11 protein-coding genes are annotated in these 12,418 nt (G+C 39.6%); 9 read left to right on the forward strand and 2 right to left on the reverse strand.

Annotation, left to right across the window (positions count from 1 at the left end):
- Positions 1-90 precede the first annotated feature (90 nt).
- Positions 91-993, forward strand: a complete 903-nt coding sequence (locus FTT70_RS06995; RefSeq protein WP_154320674.1) for an ABUW_2363 family tetratricopeptide repeat lipoprotein — start codon at positions 91-93, stop codon at positions 991-993.
- Positions 994-1,121: 128 nt separating this feature from the next.
- The gene (locus tag FTT70_RS07000; protein ID WP_004973116.1) at positions 1,122-3,116 is read left to right on the forward strand and encodes a triacylglycerol lipase; all 1,995 of its coding nucleotides are present in this window, start codon (positions 1,122-1,124) and stop codon (positions 3,114-3,116) included.
- Between the two features lie 74 nt (positions 3,117-3,190).
- Here the strand turns inward: FTT70_RS07000 and FTT70_RS07005 are convergent, their stop codons facing one another.
- Complete coding sequence (locus tag FTT70_RS07005; RefSeq protein WP_180168440.1) at positions 3,191-4,258, reverse strand: maleylacetate reductase; 1,068 nt, start codon at positions 4,256-4,258, stop codon at positions 3,191-3,193.
- 235 nt (positions 4,259-4,493) lie between these two features.
- Positions 4,494-4,673 (reverse strand): hypothetical protein, encoded by a 180-nt coding sequence (locus tag FTT70_RS07010; RefSeq protein ID WP_096900920.1) that lies wholly within the window; start codon positions 4,671-4,673, stop codon positions 4,494-4,496.
- A 243-nt stretch (positions 4,674-4,916) separates the two neighbouring features.
- Here FTT70_RS07010 and FTT70_RS07015 point away from each other — a divergent pair, with 243 nt between their 5' ends.
- The 7 genes from FTT70_RS07015 to FTT70_RS07045 all read left to right on the forward strand — a co-directional run bounded on the left by FTT70_RS07015 (position 4,917) and on the right by FTT70_RS07045 (position 12,395).
- A complete protein-coding gene (locus FTT70_RS07015) occupies positions 4,917-5,324 on the forward strand; it encodes a rhodanese-like domain-containing protein (protein WP_096900921.1) in 408 nt (135 codons plus the stop codon).
- 149 nt (positions 5,325-5,473) lie between these two features.
- Complete coding sequence (locus tag FTT70_RS07020; protein ID WP_096900944.1) at positions 5,474-5,908, forward strand: DUF2946 family protein; 435 nt, start codon at positions 5,474-5,476, stop codon at positions 5,906-5,908.
- A gap of 145 nt (positions 5,909-6,053) precedes the next feature.
- Complete coding sequence (locus FTT70_RS07025) at positions 6,054-6,311, forward strand: DNA-binding transcriptional regulator (protein ID WP_004973099.1); 258 nt, start codon at positions 6,054-6,056, stop codon at positions 6,309-6,311.
- A 236-nt stretch (positions 6,312-6,547) separates the two neighbouring features.
- Positions 6,548-7,807: an OmpP1/FadL family transporter gene (locus FTT70_RS07030; RefSeq protein WP_180062295.1), complete on the forward strand. Its 1,260-nt coding sequence runs from the start codon at positions 6,548-6,550 to the stop codon at positions 7,805-7,807.
- A gap of 549 nt (positions 7,808-8,356) precedes the next feature.
- The gene (mutS, locus tag FTT70_RS07035; protein WP_180037649.1) at positions 8,357-10,996 is read left to right on the forward strand and encodes a DNA mismatch repair protein MutS; all 2,640 of its coding nucleotides are present in this window, start codon (positions 8,357-8,359) and stop codon (positions 10,994-10,996) included.
- Between the two features lie 213 nt (positions 10,997-11,209).
- Complete coding sequence (fdxA, locus tag FTT70_RS07040; protein WP_004973093.1) at positions 11,210-11,533, forward strand: ferredoxin FdxA; 324 nt, start codon at positions 11,210-11,212, stop codon at positions 11,531-11,533.
- A 142-nt stretch (positions 11,534-11,675) separates the two neighbouring features.
- Entirely contained in the window at positions 11,676-12,395 is a 720-nt protein-coding gene (locus FTT70_RS07045) for a D-Ala-D-Ala carboxypeptidase family metallohydrolase (RefSeq protein ID WP_004973092.1), read from the forward strand.
- Positions 12,396-12,418 lie beyond the last annotated feature (23 nt).

The following is a 12,418-nucleotide window of genomic DNA, read 5'->3' on the forward strand; positions in this document are numbered from 1 at the left end:
GGAACAGATTTCTTAGACTGACCGACATGCAATATTTTAATCCGACACAATCACCTCTCACTTTTAAAATAAATTGAACGGAAGAACACCATGACTCTTAAGCCTTTGGCACTCAGTATTCTAGCCGCAACGCTCGTTAGCGCCTGTGTTGCACCACCAAAACAAGAAGTAAAACCACCTATCGTATTTACCGAACCTGAATTAAGTGCACCATTCTATGCCTTAAATCCATTTAATTATGATGCCCCACCACCATTTGAAATTAACCTACAAAAAGCAGCAGCACAGCCTGTGACTAAAATGGTGGTTACTAACCCAAATGATCCAAGCAAAAGCATTACCTTAGATCAAAACAAATTGATTGTACCTACGGTCAATAACAATGCCCGTAGCTTGAAGTTTGCAGTTTTGGCAGGTGAAAACGAAATTGACATCACCGAAATTGATGACTTCTTACAATTGGTCGAAGGCAAAGCACGTCACTATCCACCACGTTTTAGCGAACGTCAGGAACGTCGTGGTTTCGAGGCAAAGCTCAAAGAATTGACTCAACAATTAGACACTTTGGCAGCCAATGAAAATGCCTCTTTTGATATTTTGATGCGTGCATTTAAAGCCAGTGTTATGGCACGTAATCTAGACTTAGGCTCTGTTTACACCACACGCTCACTTAACTATGCGCAGCGTATCTTAAAAATTAATCAGGAAGATGCCGAAGCGAATTTCTGGTTTGGTTTCGGTCTGTCTGAAGGTGGCGGTCATCGTGAAGCCATTCCTTATTTAGACAAAGCCATGAAAGCAGGTGTGCAGGAAGCTTATTTGTCTGCGGCAAACAATTATATTGCCATGGAACAAAAGAAAAATGCAGTACAAACTTTGAAAAACTATAAAATCAAATACCCGCAAGAAGCCGAAGTGGCTGACCGTTTGATTGCTGAAATTGAAAAGCAAGGTCGCTGGAATGTGTGGCAAGTGATCGCACCACGCACTTAATAAAAAATCGATACAAAAATACCTAAAAATAGACCGTTTCGACGGTCTATTTTGCTTTCTACGCAATTGAAAAAGCTTTAAAAAAACGTATGATGGAAAAAAATCTTAAAAATTAAGCCAGACTTTCCATGAATAAAATTGTGATTGCTGCATTGCTCAGTACAACACTGCTGTCTGGTTGTCAGGTGGTCAGTGTTAAAAATCAGGCGTTAAAAGTTAGTATTGCCAATGAACGTGATAGTATTTTATCGCGCAAAAAACTGAGTGAAGCCAGTTTAAATGTCTTGTCGATGACAGGACGTGAAGCCAATATTTGTGCCGAAAAACCTGAAGAATGTGTGAGTGCACTCAAGCAAATCCCACAAATTCAGGATGAACAACTGCTCTCAACCGCCAGTGAATTATATTTAGCGAAAGCGATTGAACTGGAAAATTCATCGTCCTGTAAAATCAGTATTCTGAACAGTAAAAGATCGGAAGAACAACAAAAAATTCATCAGGCCAATTATGAACAATGTTTAGATCAGCAATTGCACATGCTCGATCAAAGTATTCGTTATAGTTACGCCTACATGTTTAAAACCAAACGTGCGCCGCAAGACCGTCTTTTTGATAACAGACAAGTCCAAATTCGGGATTTTTATAATCAGGCGATTGCCAAATTGGTCAGCAGCTATGCGCTGCGCTATAAACACGATGAATTGCAACAACAAATTCGTGTTGGCAACAGCATTTATGACATTGATTTTGAGTACTACCCGCAGCTGAAACAACAAAAAATTCAGCAGTTGATGTCAACCTATAACCTGAACTTTTCGGGTTTGCGCTCGGTCACGCGCCGTGATGGTTTTGGGTCTGAATTTCTGGTGGTATTGCCTGAAAATCCAAACGATGATCTGAGCAAAAGCAAATATATTATTGATCCGCTAAAATATGATTATCCTGCAGGAAAAAATCCAAATATTCACCAAGCTCGCTATTTAGCCGCGACAATCACTGCAGAACCACATAGCGCCAATTCCATTGAAGATATTTTGAATCGGCCGCATTTTAAGCTCAAGGCTTATGATCCGTATAAATATGAATCTGCCCAAATTGCACAAAAGAACTACCCGCTTGCAGCTAACTTTTCTGCACCTTATGGCTTGTGGTTAGCGCAAAATAATTTAGGTAAATCGGCTTATTTATCCTTAATTGATCGTGAAGAACGACTCAGTATGCCGCATTTGTACTTACTTGAGCCGTATAATCCGAATAAAAAAGTCATTGTCCTCATTCATGGTTTGGCCAGTAGCCCCGAAGCGTGGATTCGCTTAACCAACGATATTATGGGCGATCCTGTATTGCGGGAAAACTTTCAAGTCTGGCAAGTGTTTTACTCGACCAATATGCCAATTTTAGAAAGCCGTTTCCAAATTTATGCCTTGCTTCAACAAGGCTTTAAACAGGTCAGTCCTTCTGCTGCAGCCAAAAAAGATGCTGTAGTAATTGGACACAGCATGGGTGGTATTTTGGCACGTTTGTTGGTCAGCGATACTGATTTAACTCAACCTGCCATGCAAATGCTTAAAAACCGACGTCTGGAACGCTTTAAATCTGATCCTTTGTTGCAAGCACGTTTGCGCCTTAAACCCATCACCAATTTTAACCGTGCAATATTCTTGGCTGCACCGCATAAAGGTACAGAGTTTGCAGACCGCTGGTTCACCCTTGCAGCACGTAAAGTCATTCGCTTACCGACTGCATTTTTAAGCGCGTTTGCGGATACCTTGCAGCAACATGAAGTCGATTTAAAAAATCTAACCAAAGAAATTGGGCATGGCGTCATTCAAAATGGACCGAGTGATTTAAGTAAAAATTCCAAATTTACGGAATTAACTGAAGATATTTTGCCTGTCAAAGGATTTAAATATCACAGTATTATTGGCAATAATACCGACAGCACTGAGCATCTGTTAATGAATGACGATGTGGTGCATTACAACAGTGCCCACTTAGATGGCGCTGTTTCAGAAAAAATTATTAAAGGCGGACATTCCATTCAGGAAACGCCAGAAGCTGTATTGGAACTGCGACGTATTCTTAGATTACATTTGCAAGATTTAGGCTTGTATAAACCGTAATCCGTCACGGCAAATAAAAAACCGAAGTCTAAGTGGCTTCGGTTTTTTATCTATCATGCTATTTCTCAGCAGTATTAGATTGGTGCTTGTCCCCAATAAGCTTTGGTCAATAAGGCCTCTAATTCGGCATAGTCATATTCGCGTGGATTATAATATGGACTATCGCAGATAATACGTGCCACTTGGGCAGGTGCTGTTTCGGGTAATCCTAAATCTTTAAGTGCCATTGGAATATTCAATCTTTGGTTAAGCTGATAAATCGCCAAGCCCAACTGTTCCCGATCTGACACATTTAAAGCCGCTGCCAGTTGATTCATTGCAGCAATATCTGCATGTCGGTTGTAATACACTGAATACGCCAACACAATGGCGTGGGTTTGCGCATGTGGCAACTGATAACGTCCACCTAAGCTATGGCAAATTTTATGATGAATTGCCATCCCCACCGAACCCAAACACACACCAGCCAACCATGCACCATATAAAGCGTGTTCACGTGCCTGCATATTATGAGGCGCTTGCACAATTTCAGGTAAAGCCTGTGCCAGTTGAGTAATCGCCTCTAGCGCCATTAAACTTACAATGGGATTTTTATCCTGTGCATATAATGCCTCAACTGCATGTGCCATCGCATTCATGCCCGAACATGCCGAAATTTCAGTGGGTAAGTTGAGTGTCAATTCAGGATCATAAATCACAACTTTAGGCAAAACTTGAGCTGCTTTGCCTGTGGTTTTCAGCTGGTTTTCGGTGATGCCATACACCGCTGTCATTTCACTACCTGCATAAGTGGTCGGAATTGCAATAATCGGCGAATGAGTTTCTAAGGCAATCGCTTTGGCTAAACCAATCGCAGAGCCACCGCCTAATGCCAAACAGCAATCTACTCCTAAACGCTGCACATCTTGAATGGCCTGATCTGCAACCTCTTTTGGCACATGCATCACCGCATGAGGATAGACCGCTACAGCCATGTCTTGGATTTGTGCCAATAAACGCTCGCCTGCGGCTTGTTGCCCTGCAGTAGTAATAATTAAAATACGCTGATAGGCATAAGGACGTAAAATCTCTTGGATTTTTTGCAGATGACCTACGCCAAAGTGAACATCGATTGGCAATGCCTGATAATGGAATGCTTGCATGTTATTGAGCTTAAATATTGTCGTTACATTTTAATAGCATATAACTATGACTAGGCTACTGAACAGCCCAATTCTGCAACGCTGCTTTGCAAATATTCACATAAAGACTCGAGATAAACTATTTTGCTATAAATACAAAAACCCATGATCTCATGGGTTTTTGTATTATTAAAATCAAATGCGATGAATAAATCAGCTATCAATTTTAATGTAAAGAAAACTTGTACTTTTGTGCTTAGTCAATTTCTTTTAGGCACACTGCAGATAAAATTGGCACACCGAAACATGGAAGCAACAATAAAATCCAGTATTCCACGACGGTAGCTTCACCACTGATCATATTGATGAATAATCCACCAATGATTAATACCGCTGCAATTAAACCCAGAAAAATTCCAAAAAATCTTGCAGGCATTTTACGTCCCCTGAACAATCGAACAAAAGTGTTAGATCTAGTATATACCTTATAGTTGAATAAGATATGACTTTTTGATCAATTGATGGCTTAAATTTTATTAGGATTTAAACACCTGATTTAAAATGTTTTTTATAGAAAATCACAACGATATTCGATCAGACACATTTCCTAACAATAATAAAATCTTATTAAATATATAAGATTATATTATATAGACTCAAAATAAATGAGTGTGGATGAATGAAAACACCAGATCAACTAATCACTGAAGCCAAAAGTGAAATTACAGAAATTAGCGTGCAAGAATTGCATGAAAAATATTTGCAACATCCCGATATTATTTTGATTGATGTACGAGAACCTGAAGAACATCAGGCTTGTGCAATAGACCGTGCAGTGAATTTTCCACGCGGCATGTTAGAAATGAAAATTGCACAACACCCTGTAGTAAACCACTATTGCGATGTTGAACGTGCCCTTACCAATCTGGCTGAACGAGATATTTACTTACTTTGTGGTACTGGTGCGCGTTCTGCACTTGCCACTCAAGCCTTACAAAGAATGGGTTTCGAGAAAGTCTATTCAATGCAAGGTGGTATGCAAGCTTGGCTGGAAGCAGGTTTTCCGACAGTTTCTTTTACAAGATGATACTAGGGTCTGTTGAATGCTTAAATAACGCTCAATATTAAGGTTAAATATTAATTAAAACTTCGTGTAATACTTCAATATTTATCATTGGCATTTTTGTTATAGTATTACATGAATAAATTGAATAAAAGATTGATACAGTGTTTATGATGTTGGGCAGATTGCTAGGATTATTTGCAATCTTGTTACAAGTCGCTGTGTTCCTACAGCCTTTATTGCCAGAGAAACAACATTTTTCCTCTGTCTGTGAAACTATTGCCCAAGCATTATTTTTAGAACGCACCGCACCCCATTCTTCGTATTCATCTACACACCATGAAACTGCGACTCATGTTGCATTGGAACTTGAAAGTTCACACGAACATGCATCATCTGAAGATGCGGCGCATACAGATCATGAATGTGAATACTGTCTAGTTTATAGTTTTGCACTACCATTATTTGAAAACAAACTCAGACCAATTTTAGTCCGAACGCAAATTCGGATTTTGTCTTTTAAAACATCGTTTACACCAACACTATTTCAAACTGAGCCGCTTTTTATTCTACCACAAGGTCGTGCTCCGCCTCGTTTTGACTCTTGAATTTTCTTATCATTTCTTACAGTGTTGCCATCTTTGCTTCACTCTAAAGTGTAAATTTTGCAGTATCAAATTTATGCAGCTGTAGGACAATACTTATTTTAATAACTCATTGACTTGTTTATTCGACCCTAAGGAGGAGATAACTATGCATCTGCTTCAACACAGTCATAATCATGTGAATCATACTGTAGAGCAAACGGCTTGTTTGGATTTAGCACAACAGATCATTAAAGTTCGGCAAAAAATGAATATTTCACAAACTGAACTTGCGGCAAAATTGTGTATCTCTGCCCGAACTTTAGAAAGTTGGGAACGTGGTGTTCGTCAACCCTCGAGTTCTGCTCAAGCATTAATTCGATTATTTATTAAATCGCCACAATTTGTGTTAGAAAATTTGGCATAAAGCACTTGATAATTATGAATTAAAGCAATGTAAATCAATAAAGAAGCTCCCAAGGGAGCTTCTTTGGTCAAAAGATTTGAAGCATCATTTTGATATACATATAGAATGAATACCCTTGCTGTTTTCATAGCTCTATATTCAAAAATATAATAAAGATATGAATTTATATTCAAATACAAGAATATAACTTTTCAATATACTGCCGCATATATTGTTTTTACTCGATCTATATTCTCATGAAATATCTATCTTCTTTTATCTCAATTGCTGTTATCGCACCTTTGTTTTCAACATCTGCTTTTGCAACAACAGGATATTTCATGCATGCATATAGTGCGAAATCTCAAGGAAATGCAGGCACAGCCATTGCCAATTTTCAGGACAGTCTGACTATTGCAAGCAACCCAGCGGGTTTGAGCTGGTTAGATAAGCGTGTTGATGCAGGTTTAACTATTTTCTCTCCAGATCGTGAGTCTGAAATTACAGGAAATGGTTATGGAGCAAATGGTCAGTATGATGGCAATAGCCGTAAATACTTTGTAATTCCAGATGTAGGTTATGTTCACCCAGTGAATGAACAAGTCACTGCGGGTATTGCGGTTTATGGCAATGGTGGCATGAATACCAATTATAAAAATAATCCTTATGCAGTTTATGATAATACAGGAAGCGCAGGTATTTCATTAACCCAAGCCTTTATTTCACCTGCTTTATCTTGGAAATATGCAGAAAATCAATCTATAGCTTTGGCTGCAAATATTTTATATCAACGTTTTAGCGCACAAGGTTTTGCTGGTGATGTATTTGGTGGTGCTTCGTCCAACGATGCAGCAATTAGCGACCGTGGCAATGACGATTCATACGGTGTAGGTGCACGTATTGGCTGGTCTGCAAAACCAAATGAGAAACTGACCCTTGGTGCAAGCTATTCATCTAAAATTAATGCCAGCCGCTTTAAGAAATATGAAGGTTTATTTGCCAAACAAGGTGATTTTGACGTACCTGAAAGCTATGGTGTAGGTTTAAATTATCAACTTACCCCTGCTTTATCAGTCGCGACAGATTACTTACGCATTAATTATTCAGATGTAGATTCTGTTGGCAATAAACTGGATCAATTATTCGCAAACAATAAATTTGGCACAACACAAGGTCCTGGTTTTGGATGGGATGACATCAATGTCTATAAAATTTCAGCGACTTATCAAGCCTCAGAAAAACTGACTTTACGTGCGGGTTATAGCTATAACGATCAGCCTGTTAAAAATGATCAAACCTTCCTAAATATTTTGGCACCAGGTGTGGTACAAGAGCATTTAAGTGTTGGTGCAACTTGGCGACTCGATGATCAACAAAATGTAAGTGTGGCTTATACACACGCACTCAAAGAAACAGTGCAAGGTAACAACTCTATCCCCGCTGATTTTGGTGGTGGCGAAGCCAATTTAAGCATGAGCCAAAATATTTTGGGCGTGTCATATAGTTTGAATTTTTAAATTCTACATAGCTTGAGTTTGAATAATAGCTTGCCATGATCTGAAAAGATGATGGCTTTTTTTACTTTGATTGTGATGAAGTTTTTCCAAAGTACGGCTTTAGCTAGAAATAAGACCATGCAAAGCATAATGTTACAACATGCACTACTTTCTAAATGAATCCATAGAAAACAATCAAATTTCGATGCTTTTTATAACGATGAATTACACGAAAAACTCAGTAAAATTCAGCCAAATGACACAATAATTTTCACTTTTAACTTCGCAAATCATACATTTTCAACAGCTAAGCTCTTTGAGCTATGCGATATCATTTTTGAAACTGTCGGTTTAGATTTTATGGGCGATATTTTTTATGGCTGTGTGCTCACTAACACACCAGATCAATTGAATATTATCCATTTAAAAGCTTAAACCGCTCGATGTTCGACTCGTTAGAGAGCGAGCAACAATGACATGCAGGTTCACTAATTTGACTAAGATGGCGTAAAATAAGCTAGTCACATACTTACACTTAAATTACGCTTCAAATTAAAGGACTTCAACTGCATGAACATGACAGAAATCATGGCTGATCTATCTTCACACACTCCAATGATGCAGCAATACTTACGGGTGAAGATGGAACATCCACATTCTTTAATGTTCTATCGCATGGGCGATTTCTACGAATTATTTTTTGATGATGCACACAAAGCCGCCAAACTCTTAGGCATTACCCTCACCCATCGAGGTAAAACCAGCGGCAAACCTATCCCAATGGCAGGCGTACCGTATCATGCTGCCGAAGGTTATCTCGCTCGCTTGGTTAAAAAAGGCGAAACCGTGGTAATTTGTGAGCAAATTGGCGAGGTAACAGGCAAAGGTCCTGTAGAGCGTGGAGTGGTACGGATTATCACCCCTGGTACGCTCACCGATGATGCCCTGCTCAACAGTCATCAATCTTCCAACTTGGTCTCTTTATGCTTACAGCAAAACCAAATTGGTATCGCGTTGCTGGATTTAAGTGCAGGGATTTTTAAAGTTCAGCAAATGGATTATTTGCCTGAACAACTCGCGATTGAACTTTCTCGTTTAATGCCAAGCGAAATTGTGGTCGATGAAGATATTGTCGATCCGAATATTATTGAACAGGTTAAAAAGCAACTTGACTGCCCTGTGACCAAACGCCCAAATGTCGATTTCAACCTAAACAATGCGCAAAAAACGCTTTGTGATCAGTTTGCTGTATCGACACTTTCAGGTTTTGGTATTGATCATTTGCCCTTAGCCAAAGCAGCAGCGGCAGCGTTAATACACTACGCCAAAGAAACCCAAAAAACGGCTTTACCACATATTCGCAGTATTCAATTAGAACAAAGCAGCAATTTTATTGCGCTTGATCCTGTGACCCGACGTAATTTGGAATTGGTTGAACCATTATTTGAACACGGCACTTCTTTATTCCAACTGATTAACGATTGCCAAACTGCCATGGGTAGCCGTTTACTGAGTCGTACCTTGATGCAACCTTTGCGTGACACGGCATTGTTAGATGCAAGACTGGATGCAATTCAAGCCTTAATACAAGGTTACCATGAGTCGCCTGTGCGTTTGGTACTGAAAGAAATTAGTGATATTGAACGTGTGCTGAGTCGTGTCGCACTCGGTAGCGCACGCCCACGTGATTTGGTACAACTACGTCAGGCCTGTGCGCAAATTCCCTATTTGCGTCATGCCTTACAGCCCATTGTTTCTGCACAACAATCCGCACTCATTCAAAACCTGAATGAAGAACTGGGCGATTTTCATGGACTGCATCAACGGCTGATGCAGGCAATTGTAGAAAACCCACCTGTACTATTGCGTGATGGCAATGTCATTGCAGAGGGTTTTGACAGTGAACTCGATGAACTACGCAAAATCCGTGATCATGCGGGGCAATTCCTGATTGATTTAGAAGTCAAAGAGCGCCAAGAAAGCGGTATCCCAACGTTAAAAATTGGCTACAACCGTGTCAGTGGTTACTACATTGAACTCACTCGCGCCCAAGCCGAGCAAGCACCTGAACACTATATCCGTCGTCAAACTTTAAAAAATGCAGAACGCTACATCACCCCAGAGCTAAAAAGTTTTGAAGATAAAGTCCTGTCTAGCGAGTCCCGTGCTTTAGCCCGTGAAAAGATGCTATTTGAAATGCTATTGGATGAATTACGCCAAGACATTGCTCAATTACAAATGATGAGCAGCGCGATTGCACAAATTGATCTATTGGCAAACTTTGCCCATCAAGCACGTTTACGCAATTGGGCACGCCCTGAATATAGCCCTGAAATTGGAATTAAAATTACTGCAGGACGTCATCCTGTTGTTGAGGCCTTGAGTAAAACCGCCTTTACACCGAATGATACTTTACTCGACTACAATCATCGTTTGGCAATTATTACTGGCCCGAATATGGGCGGTAAATCAACGTATATGCGTCAAACCGCACTCATTGCCCTACTTGGCTATTGTGGTAGTTATGTGCCTGCCCAAACAGCCGTATTAGGTCCTATTGATCGCGTGTTTACCCGTATTGGTTCTGCCGATGATTTATCGACAGGTAAATCGACCTTTATGGTCGAAATGACTGAGACTTCACAAATTTTACACCATGCAACCTCACAGTCTTTGGTGCTGATGGATGAAGTTGGTCGCGGAACCAGTACCTACGATGGCTTATCTTTGGCATGGGCATGTGTGTTGGATTTAAGCAAACGCATCAAATGTTTATGCCTATTTGCAACGCATTATTTTGAATTGACCGAATTAAGCAAAGAATCTGGGGTGGATAACTACCACGTAACCGCCAAAGAAATGAATGGCAACCTGATTCTCTTGCACAAAGTTCAACAAGGTCCTGCAAGCCAAAGTCACGGTTTGCAAGTGGCAAAATTGGCAGGCATTCCAGCCAATGTGATTAAAGAAGCGCAAAACCGTTTAAGAATTTTAGAAAAACAGCAGCACAAAAATGTCAATTTAGCCGTTCAAGATGACCTATTTGCACCAGCAACAAGCTCAGCTGAACCAGAAGTGATTGAACGTGTAATAGAGGTAGAAAAACCATCACCTGCTTTAGATTTATTACGCAGTATAGATGTCGATAATTTAACGCCACGACAAGCGCTGGAACAATTGTATGCTTTAAAGGAACAATTGAACGCTTAGCCGCTGTTATTTCTAAAATATTTGAGCTAAACAAAGACTCTCAATTGAGAGTCTTTGTCATTTATAAGTTTTTTTGATGATTTTATCCCCCTTTTATCAAATTTAGCAGCACTGTCTATATCAAATATCAGTAAAAGCGATTGTTAGTTGTAGTGATTTTTGCCTAAAATAGACTATTCTGAATTAGAACCATATTTTTAGGTAGCTGTCGCCATGACATTTGTTGTCACTGAAAACTGTATTAAATGTAAATATCAAGACTGCGTTGAAGTTTGTCCTGTAGACTGCTTCTACGAGGGTCCGAACTTCCTTGTCATTAATCCAGACGAATGTATCGACTGTGCATTATGTGAACCAGAGTGTCCTGCCAACGCTATTTTCTCTGAAGATGAATTACCAGAAGGTCAGGAAGTGTTTATCGAGCTAAATGCTGAACTTTCACAGACTTGGCCAAACATTACACAAATTGGCGATCAACCTGCTGATCGTGAAGAATGGAATGGAAAACCAGACAAATTACAATACTTAGAAAAGTAAGTTCGTCTTGTTGTGAAAAAGATCAGTCCTGTGCTGATCTTTTTTTATACCTAAAACACACATTTGATTGCAATATTTTCAAATTTTAACCAGCATTTTCGATTAGAATACTGCCACTTTAAATAAATATCTGATTTGCCTAATGAAGAAATTTTTCAAGGCGCTGTTTTCGTTCAGCATTGTTCCCGTTATCTTGGTTGCCTGTAGTTCAACCCCAAACAGAACAACAACGATCACCACGCCCGATGGAAAACGAATTTTCATTCCTCAAGAAAAAATCACCTATGAGCGTCAGGTAGCACCTAAAATTGTGCCTTATTCGTATAATGCATGGGTGGCAGTGAGTGACAATTTACGCCAAGTTCGTGAATATGAACGCTTCTTGGAACACAACGGTGTTGGCAATATTATTCCAAGTTTTGAATTAATGCGTACCGCACGTGACTGGCAACGCTGTGGACGTTCGCAATTTATGATTCCAAGTCGTGAATTGTGGCAAAATCAGGTGCCTACCTTGCGTGTATTTAAATATTTGGTCGCCTCTAAAGTCTTAACTGATTTTGAAGTCACTTCTGTCTATCGAGATTTACCACTGAATCAATGTGCAGGTGGTGCGAACTCATCGCGTCACTTATTTAACTCAGCCATTGATTTTAGAATTGGGCCACAATTCCCGAATGCCGAAGACTATGCCTATATTGAAAGTACCAAATACAGACTGTGTCAGTTCTGGCAGCAATATGGTCAAAGTTTAAACATGGGCTTAGGCTTATACGCTTCAGGACAAATTCATATTGATACACAAGGTTATCGAACTTGGGGGCCAGATTTAAGCCGCCATTCATCTATGTGTAATTTCTAATTCAGTGTTGTTTAGAATTAAAT

It is taken from the genome of Acinetobacter sp. YH01003 (assembly GCF_013420525.1).
Taxonomy (GTDB): domain Bacteria; phylum Pseudomonadota; class Gammaproteobacteria; order Pseudomonadales; family Moraxellaceae; genus Acinetobacter; species Acinetobacter towneri.